Raw genomic sequence first — 17577 nt, 5'->3', positions numbered from 1 at the left:
CCGGTGACCGGGGTGGCACCGTGCGGCCGTGGGACCTAGCCACCGGCACCCGCCGGCGCTTCCCCTCACCGGTCACACCGGTTCCGTCTTTTAGGTTGCTTTCGGCACGAGCCGGGACTGGTACCTCATTTCGGCCTCAACGGGGTGGGGGACAGTACCGTGCGGCTCTGGGACCCCATAGCCGGCATCCTCTTGAGAACCCTTCAGCGGCGGACCCGGCCATCGCAATAAGCCAATCCCCGTCCAAACCCAGCGAAAGTTTTACGTCCTGCCAGTCCACCCGGGTCTGTGTGGTTCAAGTAAAAGCCGTAGTGAATGTCTCATCATTTGTTACGCATTGCACCATCTGCGGGGACCCAACACGGCAAGCAAAGTCTTCGCGGCCTTCGGCTCACTCACCAGCCATTGAGCTCCACCGCCTTCTTTGCAACGTCCATGACGACTTCAGTCATCGTGACGGGACTGGCAAGGTCTGCTAGCACCCTGTCCGTCCGCCATTGGCGTACCTCAAAAGCTCATCTCATTCCCCGCCGCTGCCCCGAAAGGGTGTGCCACCACCGGCCCCTTGCTGGTCAGGGTGTAAGCAGCCGCATCAGTCTCTGCTACCCTGGGCGCTTCAGGGCCCGAGTGCACCTCACCTTCAGGCCCAACGACTGCCACGTGAGACGCACGCTGGTACACCGCAGTGCCGAAACGAAGGTCTGGCCCAATCGTGTCGGCGACGATACGCCGGGCCTCGCGACGTTCGCCGTCCTTCTCGTACGAGCGGAATTCCAGCTCCCCCGCGACAGTCACCGGGTCGCCCTTCTTCAGTGAGATCGCGGCATTTTCTGCCAACGCGCGGAAGGCGGAGACATTGTGGAAGACGGGTTCTCCGTCATGCCATGTGCCGTCTGCCCCCTGGATTCGATGGTTGACGGCGACACGAAGCTTAGCGTGGGCCACGCCGCTCTCGCCGATGCTCAGTTCGGGATCAGCGACGAGATTTCCCGCGATGCTCACTGGGATCCTGGTGCTCATTGTTCTTGTCCTTTCAGATGCCGGCGGGGCTCTCCCGCCGGACAGATTCGGTACAGCCGTCGCTACGGCCCGGCCATTACTGGCCCGTCCACAGATCGCCCGGGCCGTTCCACACCCATGTAGGACGCTGCGGGGTTCACGCGAGGGTCAGCGGTGACGGCGGAGATCTTGCCGCCGAGTCCTGGCGGATGGGTGATTTCGAGAATTCCCTTGCTGGCAGCGGTGACGCGGCCCAGCACGGACTTGGCAATGTCCGCACGGGATTCTGATAGCTTGCGGCCGGCGTCGCGGGCAAGCGCATCGTTCTCCGCCTCAATGACGGCGTCAGCCCATCCGGCCAGGTAGGTGGCGGCTTGCGGGCCGCGGTCGATCCCGTGGGCTTTGAGCACCGTATAGGCGACGGATTCAGCCTCGACTTCGGCCAGACCCCGGTGGTCTGCGCTGCTGCCGTAGAACCGGCCGATCTCGTCGTCCGGTCCGTGGAGCAGCACGTGCCCAAGCTCGTGGGCCAGGACCGCTATGCGCTCTTCCGGACCCAACCACGCGCCAACCTGGACCCGGTGTCCGGCGAAGTCCGTAAAGCCGCTTGTCAGCCCATACTGGGCGGACGTCACATCGACGTCGAACCCGTGCCTGCCGGCGACGGCCGCAAGGGAACGCCACAGCTCACTTGCATCCCCGCCAGCGGCGGCACCCCCGCGGGGCACCAACAGCGGAGCCCCCTGCGTCTGCGAGACGTCAAAGACGGCCTGCCCGTGCCAACCAGTGATGACGGTTTTCTTTCCATCGTCGACGGCGCCGCGCGGCAACTGATTACCCGCCGGGATGCGCTGCCGGGTACCGTCAGGAAGTGTCACGTGCTGGACTCGGGCCGTGCGGGGCGCGATCACCCAGAGTGCATGCTCACCCCGCGACACGGTGCGGCCGTGGCGAGCCCATTCCTTGTAGCCGGCCACCAGAGTGGGTTCGTCGGTGCCGCGCTGGGCCATCTGCATCATGAGCAGGGCAACGTTGCCGCCCGAGTATCGCCACAATGTTGCCGAGCCGTCCAGCAGCACCTGCCAGTGCGACGGAGATTCAACGGCCTGTTCCAGGATCTTGCGGAGACCACCCGTTAAGGCAGCGATGCGTTCTTCCGGTGTCACGCGCGCATTGCCGCGGTCGCTAGCGTTGAACGCGGCATTTGCCGCCACATCGCTGGATGCGTGATCAGTTTCAGGGGCCACGACAGCCGCCCTCCATACTTCTTGGGATCCCGCCGGGACTACCCTGCGGATACCTTATTCATGTCCTGAGAGACGCAAACAGCATGACTTCAGAACTCGTCACCGACCTGGTGGGAAGCCGCCTGCCACTCAACGAAGCCCGGCGCGTCCAACCGCAGGATTCTCAACGCAGGCTCCTTGTGCGCTTGAAGGCCTACACAGCCGGCTGTCCGGGTGTGGGTCCGTAGACGCTCGACAGCATGTGGCAGCCGCTCGTGAAAAGCGAGCGGCCCGAAACCGGAATCATCGCTGGCATAGGAGGCCAGTTCCGCCCGATGCAGAGCGTATAGCTCGGCAACGATCTCGGTGTGGCGCCACCAGCAATCCGGAATCACCGACGTCGTCAACTGGTACGTGGAGACAAGCCATCTCACCCACACCGCCAGGTCGCCCCACACGCTCCCGGCCTGCGCAGCCGTCATTTCCCGCCAATGGTAGGTCACGCCGGTCACCCTCCCTGGCGGCCGGAATGCGGACCTGAAAAGCTCAGCTGTCAGGTCGTCGTCCTCCCCTCCCATTGAGGGGATCTCAAAGCGTTCAGTGTCATCCTGGCTCGCCATCGCTCACCTCCACGCTTGTTTGCTGCCGCAGGCGGTGCCCGTCCGCTAGTGCTTGTTCAAGCTCCAGCTTCGACCGGCCAAGTTCGGCCGCGTCCTTGCGCTTGTGCCATTCGCGCAGGTCCAACAGGATGGGACGGGTTCGCCGCCCCAGCATGAGGGCCGTGCCGGTCGGCAGACGCCTGATCTCATGCAGCGCCAGGACCGGGCTCTCCCTGATCTGCTCGCCGTCCTGGCGGCCCTGCGCGGACCAGGAACGGGTGTTCAGGATCAGACTCCGCTCCCCCAGCAGCCCGGCGAGCGAACGAAGGTCACGCTCGTCAGAGCCGCCGCCGAAGATCACCTTGATGATGGCCGAGTCCCAAATGGTTGCAGCCTCATCGATAGACCAGCCCGTCCGCGCCTGGGACAGGGACTGCAGGACCACAAGAGTGGAAATGCCGATGCCGCCGCCGTCAGAGAGGGCGATCGGCAAGCCCGGCCACGGTGCCAGGTTCGCAATCTCGTCCAGGATCAGGGACAGCGGGGGATCCAGCCTGCCACCAGGGGCGATGAAGGCCATCTCGCGGGCAGCATTGTCGATGTCGTCGATCAAGGCCGAAAGGTACGGACCAGCCGCGGCGGATCCGGCGCGGGTCCCGATCAGATATAAGGTGCCGCAGTCACGGATGAATGTCTTTGGATCGAATTCCTCGGATTCGTCCAACGGGTCCAGTGCGGCCAGTACTTTCGGCGATGACAGCGGCGCAACTGCGGCCGAGACACCGATCCAGGAGTTGGACGTGTTCCTGGGGTCATCCTCAAGGATGCCCATGAGATCGGCCTGCCATCCCAGCGCCGCTTCGGGCCTGCTGAGTACCTCCAACGCCTCACGCGCCAGGACAGGGCTCGAGGACCAGCGGCGAAACGCGCGGACGCCTTCCCCGGACAGTGCCGCAGCGTGCAGGAGGCATTGCAGGATGATCAGCGAGCGCTTTTGCCAGGCCGCGTTTTCGCCTTTCATCTCGGTGTCGGCGGTGATGACGAGCGCGCGACGGGTGGCGATGTCCGGATCTTCGCAGCCACGGACGGGAGACCAGCGAAGCGTTGAAGACAGCCCGGACATGCCCTGCGGATCGAACACTGTTACCGGTCTGCTCCCCGTGGCGCGGGCCTTCATAGTCACCACCAGGTTGTCGGCGCGGGTGGACGTGGTGACCACGGCGCCCGGCGCGTCGAGGATCGCATTGATGACCACGTAGAGGCCCTTGCCGGAGCGCGGCGCTCCTTGGATGACCATGGATTCCTCGGTGGAGACGTGGATCGTGACGCCGCGGGATCGGCCCAGCGTCCAAGCCACGTCCTCGATCCGGGGTTTGGCCAAGCCTGGCCGTGTGAATTTTCCTCGCCTTCGGACGGCTCTGGCCCCGAAGTCGTGACGGATCTCGGAGCGCCGGGCGATACCCTCGCGGTTCAGGATGTCCTGGCGCAGCCACGCACCTGATTGCTTCCACCGCCGCCATGCCAGGACGGTCCCGACGGCGAGCGCCGCCACCAGGAGTAGCACCGGGCCGACCACCCACCAGACGGCGCCGGCGCCGACGTCGCATCCTTGTGGTTGCCGGACGATCCAATCGATCCGGCCGAGGAGGAGTCCGACGGCGGCGGCCGGGTTGAATTGCGGTGGTGGACTGCCGCCGCAGCGCCAGAGCATCTGAAGCTGGCCTGCGCCTTGGATGAGGACGCAAAGGCCAACGTAGCAGGCTGTTGTGATAAGCCCGGCCGTGACGAGTGGAGTGCTGTCTCCTGCGCGCCGGTTCATGGTGGCTTTCAGACCATCCGGTCGTCGGTGCCGAAGACTGACAGTTCATCGGTGGTGACCCGGTTGGCGACGATGAAAGAACGGTTCCCGACTTTCCAGAGCCCGACGCCCTTAGGGAGGTTCTCCACATGCTCGCATTCCGCCTCTGAAAGCCCCAACGCTTCCTTGGTCAGGCGCATGGCATCATGCTTTTGCCGGTAGATGATCCGGGTATCGGCTTCGGTGAGCAGGCCGAGTGCCTTCTGGCGGTGCCCGCTGGTGCTGTCTCCGATTTCGTTGAGATCAGCAACCTTGTGCATGATGAGCAGGTTCGCGATGCCGTAGGTACGGGCCAGCCGCCATTGTTCGCTCATTTTGGCGAGCATGTAGGGGTCCGCCAGCATGCGCCAGCCTTCGTCGTAGACCACCAGCCGTTTGCCGCCGTCGGGATTTGTCACGGCGGCTTCCAGCCAGGTGGCGCCGCACGCCGCGGCGAGGGACAGTGCCTGCTCCGAGGCGCCGATCAGCGCGGACGTGTCCATCACCATCATGGGCGCATCAGCATCGAAGGAGACGGTGGAGGGCGCATCAAACATGCCCTCCAAGTCGCCGGATACGGTGCGCCGCAGCGAGTGGCTGACGGCCTGTCCTCCGTCCTTGCCGACCAGCCCGATGGTTTCCCTTGACGGGTTCAGCAGGTGGTCCAGGACCATCGGCAGCGTGGGATTCGAGTTCTGGGCCACGGTTTCCATGAGCGCCATGTCCAGGGCTGTGTGTTCCACCGGATGCAGCGGCATCCCCTGCCGCATGAGCGACACCAGCGCCACCAGCAGGTAGCGTCGCCGTTGACGGACCACGGCCTGCCACTGCGCCTCGCTGAGCGCACTGGACCGCGGACCGGCGTCGAGCGGATTGACCCGGGCAGCGCGGCCGGGACCCACAGAAATGACCTTCCCGCCGACGGCGTTCGCCACGGCGACCCACTCCCCCTTGGGGTCGGAGGCGACGGCGGCCTTCCGACCCAGCGTGATCGATCTGGCCACCAGGGACTTTCCGCACATGGACTTCCCTGTCCCCACGGTGCCGATAACGACGATCGACGGGCCGCTGATCACGCCTTTGTCATAGAGAATCCACGGATCGTAGGAGAACGCACCGGAGCCGAACACGTCGGTGCCGATGTATGTTCCCTCGTGGCCCAGCCCTGATTCGGTGATAAACGGGTACGCAGCGGCAAAGGTCATGGTGGACGCCCGGTGCGGCGCCGGGCGCAGGCGGTGCGGGCCGCGCAGGGAATTCGCTTCACGGCTCCCCCAGTCGCCGCCGTGCTCTCTTCTGTCGAGCCCGGCGCCGACCGCCTCTCCTAAGCGTCGGAGTGCGGACTCCCACGGTCGGCTGTGAGTGTAGTTCTCCTGTCGGCGCAGTTCCTTCCGCTCCTGGCGGTTCCCACCCGCCGGCACATAGTGAACCGATTGGCCTGCCCTCTTCACCGCAGTCCCCGCCCAAACGGGAGCGCGCCGGCGACGAAGGCCGCCCACTGCTGCCCGGCCAAAAGACGCAGTTCGACAAAGGCTCCCGCCGCCGCAGACTCGAGCTCCTGCCTGTGCCGAGCTAAGTCTTTGAGGGTGCCCGCCGTGATGGTCACGTACGCGGCCGGCCGCACGTCTCCGTGACCGGCGACGATTTCTTCCTCCCGCTGGGTTACTTCTTCTTCCTCCGCCCGTTGCTCCCGGGTGAGCGGCCTGTCGAAGCGTGTGTTGATCCGCCGACGCGTTTCGTGGGCTTCCTGAGCTGAGCGAATGTCCCGAAGCGCTTCTGTTGTTGGCACGACCCGGATCACCTCGGTCACCGTATGGCGGAAATCGCCGACATAGATCAAGGGGTGGAGGAAGCCCGGAAATACCTTCTGCCGCGGCCATTCGGCGACCCAAAACGTTTGATGAAAACCGGAGTCAGTGCGCACATAGGTCCAGTGCTCGTCGACCGCCATCGGCCCGGCCGTGACGCAGGGCGCCTTGGATTCAGTATCGTTCTGGAGCTCCGTCGCCGCCGTGCTGACTGCGGACTGCCGGACCGGGGCTGCTGGGGCGGCCGGATCGAAGGCACCGCGGACGACGTCGAGGAGGCCCGTCTCCGGAAGCCATTCCTCGACCCTGACATTGTGAGTGACCAGCGCGGTGGTCATGGCTTCGACTTCCAACCGCAGGACCTGTTCGACGCCGGCCAGTCCCCCGCCGGACTCCTTGATTCGGCGTCGCGATTTGCCGGTGTCCACCACGAGTGCGAGCAAGAGGTCGTGGCTCATCGCCGATCCGGCAGCAGCGATCAGGTCCTCATAGGCGCGTTGACCCCCGGTGAGTCCTTCAAGGGTGCTTGCATGCTGTGGGGCAGTGCGTTCGTAGAAGTCGCGCAAGGCCGACGAAGGATACGGGACGGTGTAATCCTGGACGGCGATTCTGGCGACGCTGCTGCGCTGGGCCATGCCTGCCTGCACGCGGGACCAGGCCTGAACCGCCCAGGCCTTGTCGTCAGAGTCCAGGAGCGCGAATGATCGGGTGCTGCAGCGCAGCACGGCGATCGCCTCCCTGCCTCGGGTATCCACGATGAACGACTCACCGGTTGAGGTCCGACGCAATTCCAGGTTCCGCAATCCGCCCGGCAGCGCCAGGCGCCCCGCCAAGGCCGGGCGCTCCGGCCTGACCAGGAAGCGGGTTTGCTTGGCGGCCAACCGGAAGAAGAACAGGGCTGCATGCCCGGCCCATACCGGGTAGGGAATCCTCGAATACTGGAGCAACCCGAGCAGGATGAGCAACAGCCATATTGGTCCCGATGCGAAGAGGCCAACTGGTCCGCGAAGTGCCGATGCCGTGCTGGCTACAAGGACCCCGGCCGCCAGAAGCAGCAGCTGGTACCACTTCAGACCCATAAACAAGCCGCGACGCTCGTACCGGGGGAACTTGACGGCCTCGAGGGCGCGCGAATTTTCAGACATGAGAATCACCGTCATTCGGGTGCTGGACGACTGGTTGCTGTCGGATGGGCGGGCGACCCGGTGTTGCCATAGGAGGCCGCGGTGGCGAGGTCGGCGGCGGGGAGGATGGCGAGGAGGCCTGGGGCGGCGCCGTTGTAGAGGCCTCCGGATCAGCCGGCTGTCTCGGTGGAGATGGCGTCTCGTCAATTGCACGCGTACCCGGGCCCTCGAGCGATGCGCCCGGAGTCGCATTCGGCCCACGCCGACCTCCACGCGCCCGGGGTGACGGTCGCTCGGAAGCCTTGGTGCTGGCGTCGAGCATCAAGGCAGTGCCATTACCCCCGGGGGTCTGGGGCGACGTCGTGCCGGTCTGCGATGGCGGCAGTGGTGCCCGGGGTGGAAGTGCGCGGGTGGGAAACTGCGGTCGGCTCGACTGGATCGGACGGGTCGCAGATGAGTGCGATGCCAGGCCCGCGAGCGAGAAACGGCCGCCGGTCTGTCGGCTGATTTGCCGGGCGGCAAAGCCAGAGCTTCGGGAAAGAACGTGACCGCCGCCCGCAGTTTGCGCGGCTCCTGCAAGCTCACCACCGGCGAAACTAACCAGACGTAACGCCATCAGCGGAGCACCACAAGCCAAGGCCATGCCGACTACGCCGGCTGCCAGTCCGGCGAACGACTTCGACTCGGCAAAGAGCTTGATGGCCACCGCGAGCACGGTTGCGGCCAACGGCTTGGCGAGAAGCAACGCGACGACTATCTCGCACCACCGTCGGGCCCACGTTTGCGTCTTCTCCCACGGCATGAGCATGAGAGCGACCGGGGCGACTGCAGCGAGCACGATGAGCGCAAAAGATCGAAAGATCATCGAACACATCAGGATGAACGCCAGAACCCAGACAACGATGACTGCCATGGCGGTGACGACAACCGCCCCGGCCGCGCCTCCACTGGACCCGGGAGCCAAAGAGATGACGTTCCAGTCTCTGCCGGCGCCGGCCGGAGCCTTTTCGAAGCCGAAGAGCCTCATGAACAGCACGTATGGATCTGTTCCCAGGGAGCCAAGAAGCGCCGCGGACGCCGAATCACTCACTTTGGTGAGCTGGCGGACCAGGTACACCGCACCCGCCACCATGGGGACAGCGGCAGCCCCGCCTACCAGGGCCCGCACAAGACGGCGGGGTTGTTGGCTGATCAAACCCGACAGCAGCTGGAGGATCATGGCAACAACAAGGGGTGTCATCATGACGACAACCCACCAGCTCGTGAGCCCTTCGACGGCGGTCCACTGCGAATCATCCACGTCTGAGAAGCTGAACGCGCCAGTGATGAAAGACCAGATCCAGGAGGCGATATTTTGGAGAATATTCGCGAAAAGCGATGTGATTGAACCCTGGATGCCGTCGTTCGTTTGGGAGACAAGACCGCACCCGGGCGGCCACCATCCGTTGAGATCACAATCAACCGGCATGATGAATCGGACCTAGAATCCGAGATTGAACGCCGACTGGGACCAAAGAATGTAGCCGTTAATGCCACCCAGGATTGCTGCCACCGGGCCAGTCCAGAGCAGGATCATGCCCCCACCGGATGCCAGGCGCGACGATTGGCTCAACTTGCCTGCCAACAGCATCGCGGCGCCCATGATCGCGACAATGGCAATCACGATAAAGGCACCGACGAGGATGCCGCCGCCGATCTGCTTCAGCGATTCGAGAAAGGGAAAGTTTGCGTTGGGGGTGATTCCGGGATCCACAGCTGCCAGCAACATCGGGCGCTCCATCTGTCGTCTTCGAATGTAAAGAGGGTTTTGGGCTCACGACTTCATGGAGGTTGCCGGGCGGGGCGACATGACTGTTGTTGATTTTCGAGACGGGTTCGTACCTCCCCGGGCATCCTGCATCGGATGCAACATGATGGAGAATGCTCAATGTCAGCACCCGGGGCTACACTGAATGTATCGAACATATATTCGAATAAAGGGTGTGTTGTGGGCGTTGTCGTTGGTCCCCGTGTGATAGATGCGGGTATGTCGTTGCTGTCGGTTCTGATCTCTCCGGTCCCCGTCGCGGCCGGGTATCCCTCGCCCGCGCAGGACTACTTTGATGGCCGAATCGACCTGAACGAGCACCTGATCAAAGACATCACCAGTACCTATGTCGTGCGGGTGTCCGGGGAATCGATGGAACGCGCCGGCATCAGCGACGGCGATGAGCTGATCGTCAACCGTGCCCTGGAACCGGTGGACGGGTCCGTGGTGGTTGCTGTCCTGGACGGGGAGCTGACCATCAAACGGCTGCGGATCACCGGAACCGGGGTGGTGCTGCAGGCGGAGAACCCGGCCTACCCGGACATCCGAGTACCTTCGCTGTCGGACCTGATCATCTGGGGCGTCGCCACCCGGTGCCTCCACCATGTTTAAGGTGCGCTATTGCGTTAAACGGGAGCCGTGCCGGCCCGGGGCACGCTATGTCTAAGCCGGCGGTGATGCGGCACATGCCGCAGATCGCGCATGTGGATGTGAACTGCTTCTACGCCTCGGCCGAGCGGGCGTTCGACCCGTCACTGGAGGGCAGGCCCGTCATCGTCCTCTCCAACAACGATGGCTGCGCCGTCACCCGCTCCCCGGAAGCTAAGGCCCTGGGCATCCCCATGGGTGAACCGTGGTTCAAACTCGCCCCGCGCGCCAAGGAATGGGGCCTCGTTGCCCTCTCCAGCAACTACGAGCTCTACGGCGACATCAGCGCCCGCGTCATGGAACTCCTCGGCCGCTACTCCGCGTGGCTGGAGGTCTACAGCATCGACGAAGCGTTCCTCGGAGTCAAAGGCACCCCGGAGGAGCTCCGGGCCCTGGGCCGAGACATGAAAGCCACCTTGCGGCGCAACGTCGGCGTTCCGGTCTGCGTCGGAATCGCGCCCACGAAAACCCTGGCGAAACTGGCGAATAAATGGGCCAAGAACAACCCGGCCTTCGACGGGGTCTGCCACTGGGACTCCGTGCCCGCCGCCGACAGGGAATCACTGATGCGCCGCCTGTCCGTGATCGAGATCTGGGGTGTCGCCACCCGGCTGACCAAACGCCTCAACGCCCTGGGCATTCTTTCCATCCTTGACTTGTTTCGGGCCGACCCGGTGATGATCCGGAACCGCTTCTCCGTGGTCATGATGCGCACCGTACTGGAACTGCAGGGCACCCCCTGCATCCCCATGGAAGAAGAACGGATCGGCCGGGACCAGCTCATCTTCTCCCGCTCCTTCGCCACCCCGATCTCCACCGCGGCCGGGATCCGGCAGGTCATGAGCGTCTACGGCCAGCAGGCCTCGGCGCGGCTGGCCAAACACGGGCTCCAGGCCAAAGTCCTCACCGCGTTCGCCGGCACCTCACACTTCAACCCGAAAGACACCTCCTACCCCTCCGTGTGCGTGCCGCTGCCGATGCCCACCGCCGACCCCGTGATCCTGACCAAGGCCGCCTACGCCCTCCTCCCCCGTATCTGCGAGGGCATCAGGTACGCCAGGGCCGGCATCATGGTCACCGACCTCCGGCCCACCGGCAACCAGGCACCCCTGGCCCTGTTCGAAAACCCGCACGAGGAACGCCACGTCGGCACCCTCCTCGAAGACATCACCCGCCGCTACGGACGCGGCTCCATCGGCCTGGGCCACGGCGGCATCCGCGGCGGACCGGACTGGACCATGAAACGGGACATGCTCTCCCCCCGCTACACCACCCACTGGGACGAACTCCCCCTCGTCAAAGCCGCCTAAACCACCCGCACGACCGCACCACGAAAGAACGCACCCCCATGACCAGCACCATCGAAGCCCCCACACGCAGCACTGACCTTCAGGTCCGGACCGACCCTGCCGGCAAACCGCTCGCCATCCGGCACGACGGACGGATCTGGCTTGTCGATCCCCACACGGATTCCCAGCACTGGTTCGGAAGAGACGCCTGGTGGGACACCCGGCGCACGGCAGCCGTCGGAAGCGGCGACCTGGTCAGCATCGAATTCTGGCGGCTCCAGGTCCGTCCCGGCACCCATTCCGCCCTCAGGACCGTCACGCTCCGCCGGGAACCGCTCTCCACCCGGTGGCTGCTGGACAGCATCAGCGACGCCGGCCAAACAACGGAAGAAGAGTGAACGGCCAATCCATCAGTGATCAGACGTGGGCAGGGGTCCGGGCGGAGTTCACGCTGCCCTCCCTGGAGCTGGTCCGCCGTCGGCTCTCCGAGCTCATGGAAGACCCCGAACCCGTGATCCGGCAGCTCGTCCGCGTCTTCATCGACGACGGGACCTTCTGCCCGGGATTCCAGTTCCTCTCCGGCGGACAGCTCCACCCGACGGTCACAGGCCTCTTTCGGAGAGCCATGGAACTGGACATCCCGCACAACTACTTCACCACCTGGATGGTTACGCCCTCTAGGGACCTGGCCGGATCCCGCCCCGTGGACCGGCTGAAGACTAACCCCGCTCCCCTGCACCGGGCGCTGGAATCCTTCCGCTGGCGCTAGCGCCGGCCCTTGACGAGCACAGGCAGTACAAGAACATGCAGGTGTGGAACTGGTTCCACAAAAGCTGCTCCAGAGGGGAACGCCGCTCGAAAACCTCGCTGCGGCGAAGCTATACGTCGGAGTAACTCGTGATGAGCAGACTCTCGCGTTCGTGCTGCATAAGGCCGGAGACAGCCATCACCCGGATTGGCGGCGAGTCTCGTAACCCTAGGGTTTCGAGGCGCAGAGGTTTCGAGACACGTTGAGTCGGGCCACATGCAGGCGCAATCGACATGTGCCCGTTAGCCGGTCCTTTTCTGCAGCACCCCCCCCACTGAACGCCTCGGCGGGATTTGGCAGAGCCTGCCCTCCACACCCACGCCTTGCACTTGTTAGACAATGAGCGCATGACTTTAGGAGTATCGGAATGGTTAGCCATTGGTGGCATCATCGTGGGGCTAGGCGCCATCATAGGCGCGCGCCGCTGGGGTAATAGGCGGAACAAACTGCTTTTCACATGGGAAGTGTTGCAGTTGGTATCTCAAGGCTCTCGTGCTCGCGGCCTGGTGGTCAGCTACAACGACGAAAAAGTAAGCGATCCACGCCTTGTTCAGGTCACCCTGAAGAACCTAGGACCCTCGGACATCAAGTCGGAAGACTTTGATTCCATGAACGACCTTGAGGTTTTCGTCGAGACCATATCCTCAGACCCCACGGAACTCTTCGTTCCGGTTCGTGAGGGTGGAGACATCATCGACGTACTCGATATGCGCACTCAGGACGGGGAAGCTGTGGGGCGAATCGAGGCCTTCAAAGTGAATGCATACTCCGCAATGGTGGCGCCCAGGCTCATTCGCCGCGGGGCAAGCGTCACCATTGATTTTCTCGTAGACGGGCCTGTAGAAGTCTCTTTGGAGTCTCCACTCATTAACACAGATGTCGTCTATCAAGAAAACGCTAAGCGCTTCGGGCTTTTGGGATTGAAATTGCCACAAGTAGGAGTGCGCAGCCGTTGACAAACCGCAGGAAGGCCGTGGCTTATTTATCCGAGGGATGAACTGAAGATCTCTGGAGCAGTATGTCACAGCCTACTTCGGGTGAAGGCTACTGCCGCGTGGACCTGTCAGCATGGGTCCTTTATGGAGACGAGCGACTTGTCCGAGGCTTCTATCAGGAGGTCCAAATATTATAGCCATAATTCAGCCGCAGGAACTCGTGCGTTGATCCGTCGGTCAATGCGAGAACAGAGAGGGGCTCGGGATCGTTCGTTAGCCAATAGGGGGCTTCTCCGATCTCGGGAATCGCACCGTACAGACTTGTGGCATAGCCGTGAATTCGCCGCCAGTCGATACCACTGAAGTGGTAGGTGTGGAGAAGACCATCCATCGCGATTGCATGCTTGAGTCCAAAAGGTCGAACTCCCATCATAATCGCGCTTGGGAGAAGAAGGTTCCCCAAGGTTAGGGGATTGCGATTGTACATAATCGCTTGCTCGATAGCAGCCACGTACCATTCAGAAAGCGTTCTTGCGCGCCGTCCGCCCGTGTCCGGAACAGTCGGTCGAAACTTAGGGAAGAGGCCCCGATTTGACCGGTAGATTTCTTCGACGTCTTCCCTTGCGAGGAGTGAAACAGCTCCGCCCGTCGTCGGAAAAAGACCTGCAGAGAGGTTTCGCTCAATTTCAGTAAGTGCACTCATCGCTTCTTTGGAAGAAACAGTGCCGGTGTTTCCGAGAAATTGACGAACCCAATAGTCCATCTTGTTGCTTCTCACCTGATCGCCTTTCTTTCGCTAATCGCTGACCCATCCGTCGTCTCGGAAATGAGTTCATCCGAGGTTCCTGGGTGGCCGCGGTGGGGCGAGGGGATATGTTCCGGACTGCGCACCAAGACTAAAATGTCTTCCCATTCTGGGAGTATCCGCATAAGACTGTCAAAGAGGCTTGTATCTCTTCACAATCCGGGGTGTAGCCGGGGGCTGAATCCGCCTGCTTCGAGCAACGAGCGGGCGATGTAGTTGGTGAGGTTCCGGAAGCCCAGGGCCGAGCCGCGGAGGTGTTCGAGCCGGCCATTGATCGCCTCCGTGGGACCGTTGGAGGTTCCGGGGCGGTCGAAGTAGGCCAGGATATCGGCGGCGCGTTTCTACAACGTGTGTCCCAGCACGGCGATTTCCCGCAGCGCGGAGGGGACGCCCTGGCTGACCGAGGAGATCAGCTTGGTCATCAGGTCCTTGCCCTTCGTGCGGTCGGTTTCGCGGTAGGCGGAGACCATACGCTGGTAGACGCTCCAGGTCGTGTGGACCTCGACGTGCTCGTCGGCCGCGAACAGGGTCTCCAGCCGGTCCTGCTGCTTCTCGGTGAGCAGGTCCAGACCGGTGTGCAGGGTCCGCCGCGCAGCATAGAGCGGGTCATGCGTACGGCCCGGTGGCCGTGGAGTTGCTGCTGGACCCGCCGCTGGCACCGGTCGAGCGCGTCGCCGGCCAGGCGGGCCACGTGGAAGGGACCCATGACGGCCACCGCACCGGGGAGCTCCTCGGCGGTGGCGGTCTTGAAGCCGCTGAACCCGTCCATCGCGACGACCTCGAGCCCGTCCCGCCACGTCTGGGGGCGTTCGGCGAGCCAGGACTTGAACACGGCCTTGGAGCGGCCCTGCGCCATGTCCAGCAGCCGGGCCGGCCCGGGCCGGGGTCAGGTCGATGATCACGGTGACATACCTGTCCCCGCGCCGCGTATGCCTCCACACGTGCTCATCAACCCGTGCGGTGGACACCCGGAGCAGTGGTCACTGAAACCGAAGCGAACGCTCTAAAAAGCCGCGCCGCTGAGCTAAGTTCAGGGCGCAGCCTTCCATTGCTGGTCGAAATGGCCAGTATGAAGTCGATCAGTCGCAGCGCCACGGAGATTTTCTCTGAACGTGGCCGCTCGCGCGGATGGCCCTCGTCGCCGCCTGCCCCGTAGACGAAGTCATAGCCAGCTTTTACGCCTCCCGGCACAACCATTCCTGCCCCACCCAGTTCTTCCCATCAACGGACGAAGCAATGATCTGGCTCAAAGAGGGCTAAACAGTAGACGCTGGGCCAAGCATCGAGGTGTGACATTGCTGGGTTCAGCAACTAATTCCGCCTGCCCGGCGTCTCGTATCCCTTGGGATACGAGGCGACTCGTCGAACCGGCGACCGGTGCGTCGGCAATGCTTTAGCTTCCGCGGGATGGTGTGGGTTCGTCCGCGGCCGTCGATTCTCGTAACTATGTCTCGAAACCTTTTCAGGGAATCGGCGTATCCCCGTTAGTTACGAGACACATCGGAGCAGCCAACGACGAACCTGGTGGGGCTCCACACACGTTTCTACGCGACAGAAGTCCGCCGACCGAGATTCGAAGCGCTGACCGCTTGGTCGAAGGCGGTGAACCCGTTGCGCAGCTTGCCCGCGACTTCGGAATTTCCCGAACAACGATTGCTGGCATGACTGCCCGCTCCCTCTCGTTTGCGCCCTATCAACCTCCTCAGCAGCTCGAAGCGCCGGCCACGGCTCCCAGCGCAACCCATCCTTGGCAAGCGCTGCATGCGCTCGCCCGGTCTCGGAGCCCCAAGATATACCTTTGGATTTCTAAGGTCGGCGTAACGACAGGTCACAGCAATAGATCAAAATACTCCGTGTCGGAATTCCAAGCTACGGGATGAAGCAAAGTACCCACCGCAGGGTTCAACGCGCTGTACATCATCCCGTCCCCCGCATAAATGCCAACGTGTCCCCAGTCGGCCGGCCCTTGTGCGTTCTGGACCACCAGGTCCCCCGGCTGCGGATTGTCGGTCCGCGTCCCGACCCTCCATTGATCCACTCTCGGCAGATTGACTCCGGCCTGCCTGTAGATCCATTGGACGTATCCGGAACAGTCCCACGCCTTGTACGCCGTGCCGCCCCATACGTAGGCGCCGCCGACTCCTTCCTGGGTAAACCGCAGGATGTCCTTTCGGATCTGGCTTAGATCTGTGGGCACGACCGTGTGCGTCGAGGAAGGCAACGTATCGGAGCACCTGGCCGGTGACATCCCGCCGTCGAGCGCCTCAACAATGGCCGTCGCTTCGGCCTCCCACCGCGCATACAGCTCCGGAAACGCCGACACCTGAACGGCCTGCGCAGCTTGGCCTTTGTTCATGGATTGCCAACCTCGGATATCCAACAACCCCGGCGGGCTGCCACGGTTGGGGCCAGAAGGTCCGCCGTAAAAGGCTCGCACGTTGTACTTGGGATCCATCAACTGCTCAACGGTCCCCCAGCCAGCCGCGGGACGTTGCTGGGCGGTGCCGAGGGAATCGTGGTCGCTGCCGAGGCCGTCATGCGGGTACTGCAGCGAGGCAGGTACGTTCACGTTGGCGAGGACTCTGAGGCTGGATTCCTGCAGCGCCATCATGATTGCGATGATTTGGCCATCCCGGGGGATCCCCAATTGCTGGCCAATGGAAACGTAGTCCCCCGCAACGGCCATTTGCCTGGCGGTCACACTGGCCGGGGCCCGGCTGCTTGTGCGAATGCTCAGGGCACCGGATTCGCTGGCGCCGGGCTGGCCAGCAGCGCCACTCTGCGAGCAGACGGACGGGGTGTCGGCCGCGCTCGCGCCGAGCACCACCACGGCTGCGCTAAACGCAATGGAACCCACAAGGATCAAGATTGAGGCCGCGGCCAGCGAAACCCGCAGAACGGCCCGGCGCTTGACCAGCCCAGCAAACACCATGGCGGCCGGCATCAATAGACGATCCTGCTCGGAGTGGCGTAAAAGCCGACCATGACGCAATGATCCGTCGGGGCCGTAACAGCCGGCGGACAGTTCACCATGATGCTGACAGGTGCCGTGTAGGTGTTGCGAGCAGAAATTGATTGATCCAGAACGCTGACGGAGACTGTGCACACATGCAGTCCCTCCCATGGCGCCGGCCGCTCCCGAACCTTGGCCAGCTCGCTGTCGCAGTGCAGGGATTCAACCGCGGCCGAACGGTACGCCTGCTGATCAGCCAAAGTCGCGTAGCTTCCCGCGTTGACCCCGGTCGCTTCGAACTCCTGCACCAGGACTGCTAAGGGATTGGCCCCGTCCGGCAACACGTCCCACCAGCCACGGAGCCGTGAGTAGACTTCTGAGTAGGAAGACGTACGCGTGTCCCAGGTGTAGATCGCCGTCGCCGTCGCGGCTGCGAGCTTGCGGAAGTCATCAGTGCGAGGTGCGCCCTCCGCATCGGCAATCACAACGTCAGGAGCCACCGTGGGAGTTTGTGCCTGCGTACCGGTGGAACCGTTTGCCGGACTCTGAGGGGTAGGCGTCGTCGACGGCGGAGCGACCGGAGCCCTTGCGGGCGTGGGCGTCGACCACGTGAGAGCGATGAGCGCTGTGACCACAATCAAGAGCGCGATTGCTGCGATCCATAATCGACGCCGGGTGTTTGAACCAGGCAGCGAGCTTCTCCGCAATAGGGACATCCGGGCCTCCTCGTCGCCTGCTC

18 protein-coding genes and 1 pseudogene are annotated in these 17577 nt (G+C 63.4%); 7 read left to right on the top strand and 12 right to left on the bottom strand.

The window, feature by feature from the left end; all coding sequences use genetic code 11:
* Positions 1 to 507: 507 nt before the first annotated feature.
* From ASE96_RS14115 to ASE96_RS14080, 8 genes are all read right to left on the bottom strand, one after another.
* Positions 508 to 1020, bottom strand: a complete 513-nt coding sequence (locus ASE96_RS14115; protein WP_056431614.1) for a single-stranded DNA-binding protein — start codon at positions 1018 to 1020, stop codon at positions 508 to 510.
* A 62-nt stretch (positions 1021 to 1082) separates the two neighbouring features.
* Positions 1083 to 2165 (bottom strand): ArdC-like ssDNA-binding domain-containing protein, encoded by a 1083-nt coding sequence (locus ASE96_RS14110; RefSeq protein WP_156367607.1) that lies wholly within the window; start codon positions 2163 to 2165, stop codon positions 1083 to 1085.
* Between the two features lie 170 nt (positions 2166 to 2335).
* On the bottom strand, positions 2336 to 2845 hold the full coding sequence (locus ASE96_RS14105) for a hypothetical protein (RefSeq protein WP_056431608.1): 510 nt from the start codon (positions 2843 to 2845) through the stop codon (positions 2336 to 2338).
* Complete coding sequence (locus tag ASE96_RS14100; protein WP_056431606.1) at positions 2829 to 4643, bottom strand: type IV secretory system conjugative DNA transfer family protein; 1815 nt, start codon at positions 4641 to 4643, stop codon at positions 2829 to 2831. Before ASE96_RS14100 ends, ASE96_RS14105 begins: the two co-directional genes overlap by 17 nt.
* Positions 4644 to 4651: 8 nt before the next feature.
* On the bottom strand, positions 4652 to 5866 hold the full coding sequence (locus ASE96_RS14095) for a hypothetical protein (RefSeq protein ID WP_056431601.1): 1215 nt from the start codon (positions 5864 to 5866) through the stop codon (positions 4652 to 4654).
* A 242-nt stretch (positions 5867 to 6108) separates the two neighbouring features.
* Positions 6109 to 7629: an SCO6880 family protein gene (locus ASE96_RS14090; RefSeq protein WP_056431599.1), complete on the bottom strand. Its 1521-nt coding sequence runs from the start codon at positions 7627 to 7629 to the stop codon at positions 6109 to 6111.
* Positions 7607 to 9061, bottom strand: coding sequence for a type IV secretion system protein (locus ASE96_RS18905; RefSeq protein WP_082492744.1), 1455 nt, complete (start codon positions 9059 to 9061; stop codon positions 7607 to 7609). Before ASE96_RS18905 ends, ASE96_RS14090 begins: the two co-directional genes overlap by 23 nt.
* A 12-nt stretch (positions 9062 to 9073) precedes the next feature.
* Complete coding sequence (locus ASE96_RS14080; RefSeq protein WP_056431595.1) at positions 9074 to 9361, bottom strand: hypothetical protein; 288 nt, start codon at positions 9359 to 9361, stop codon at positions 9074 to 9076.
* Between the two features lie 219 nt (positions 9362 to 9580).
* Between ASE96_RS14080 and ASE96_RS14075 the strand changes: the two genes are divergently transcribed.
* From ASE96_RS14075 to ASE96_RS14055, 5 genes are all read left to right on the top strand, one after another.
* Complete coding sequence (locus ASE96_RS14075) at positions 9581 to 10012, top strand: LexA family protein (protein ID WP_056431592.1); 432 nt, start codon at positions 9581 to 9583, stop codon at positions 10010 to 10012.
* A gap of 47 nt (positions 10013 to 10059) precedes the next feature.
* Positions 10060 to 11358 carry a Y-family DNA polymerase gene (locus ASE96_RS14070; protein ID WP_200913060.1) on the top strand — a complete coding sequence of 433 codons (1299 nt, stop codon included), beginning with the start codon at positions 10060 to 10062 and terminating at the stop codon, positions 11356 to 11358.
* A 38-nt stretch (positions 11359 to 11396) separates the two neighbouring features.
* Positions 11397 to 11735: a hypothetical protein gene (locus ASE96_RS14065; protein WP_056431589.1), complete on the top strand. Its 339-nt coding sequence runs from the start codon at positions 11397 to 11399 to the stop codon at positions 11733 to 11735.
* Positions 11732 to 12106 carry a hypothetical protein gene (locus ASE96_RS14060; RefSeq protein WP_056431587.1) on the top strand — a complete coding sequence of 125 codons (375 nt, stop codon included), beginning with the start codon at positions 11732 to 11734 and terminating at the stop codon, positions 12104 to 12106. The genes ASE96_RS14065 and ASE96_RS14060 overlap by 4 nt, the downstream gene beginning before the upstream one ends.
* A gap of 386 nt (positions 12107 to 12492) precedes the next feature.
* The gene (locus tag ASE96_RS14055; protein WP_156367606.1) at positions 12493 to 13101 is read left to right on the top strand and encodes a hypothetical protein; all 609 of its coding nucleotides are present in this window, start codon (positions 12493 to 12495) and stop codon (positions 13099 to 13101) included.
* Positions 13102 to 13255: 154 nt separating this feature from the next.
* On the opposite strand, the gene ASE96_RS19210 is transcribed toward ASE96_RS14055, so the two are convergent.
* Both ASE96_RS19210 and ASE96_RS14050 read right to left on the bottom strand, forming a co-directional pair.
* Complete coding sequence (locus ASE96_RS19210; protein WP_156367605.1) at positions 13256 to 13858, bottom strand: hypothetical protein; 603 nt, start codon at positions 13856 to 13858, stop codon at positions 13256 to 13258.
* Positions 13859 to 14037: 179 nt separating this feature from the next.
* Positions 14038 to 14853, bottom strand: a pseudogene (locus ASE96_RS14050) (ISL3 family transposase); the annotation flags it as partial.
* 160 nt (positions 14854 to 15013) lie between these two features.
* Here ASE96_RS14050 and ASE96_RS19835 point away from each other — a divergent pair.
* Positions 15014 to 15145 (top strand): DUF7793 family protein, encoded by a 132-nt coding sequence (locus tag ASE96_RS19835; RefSeq protein WP_442853899.1) that lies wholly within the window; start codon positions 15014 to 15016, stop codon positions 15143 to 15145.
* Between the two features lie 152 nt (positions 15146 to 15297).
* On the top strand, positions 15298 to 15765 hold the full coding sequence (locus tag ASE96_RS19755) for a helix-turn-helix domain-containing protein (RefSeq protein WP_326952462.1): 468 nt from the start codon (positions 15298 to 15300) through the stop codon (positions 15763 to 15765).
* On the opposite strand, the gene ASE96_RS19610 is transcribed toward ASE96_RS19755, so the two are convergent.
* Positions 15714 to 16829, bottom strand: a complete 1116-nt coding sequence (locus ASE96_RS19610) for a C40 family peptidase (RefSeq protein WP_056431580.1) — start codon at positions 16827 to 16829, stop codon at positions 15714 to 15716. The genes ASE96_RS19755 and ASE96_RS19610 overlap by 52 nt on opposite strands.
* The gene (locus ASE96_RS19205; RefSeq protein WP_156367604.1) at positions 16829 to 17338 is read right to left on the bottom strand and encodes a hypothetical protein; all 510 of its coding nucleotides are present in this window, start codon (positions 17336 to 17338) and stop codon (positions 16829 to 16831) included. Before ASE96_RS19205 ends, ASE96_RS19610 begins: the two co-directional genes overlap by 1 nt.
* Between the last annotated feature and the right edge of the window lie 239 nt (positions 17339 to 17577).

Origin of the sequence: Arthrobacter sp. Leaf69 (genome assembly GCF_001422645.1) — a bacterium.
In the GTDB taxonomy this organism is placed as follows: domain Bacteria; phylum Actinomycetota; class Actinomycetes; order Actinomycetales; family Micrococcaceae; genus Arthrobacter.
The sequence above is the reverse complement of the archived record's forward strand: the minus strand, read 5'-3'. Positions and strand labels throughout refer to the sequence as shown.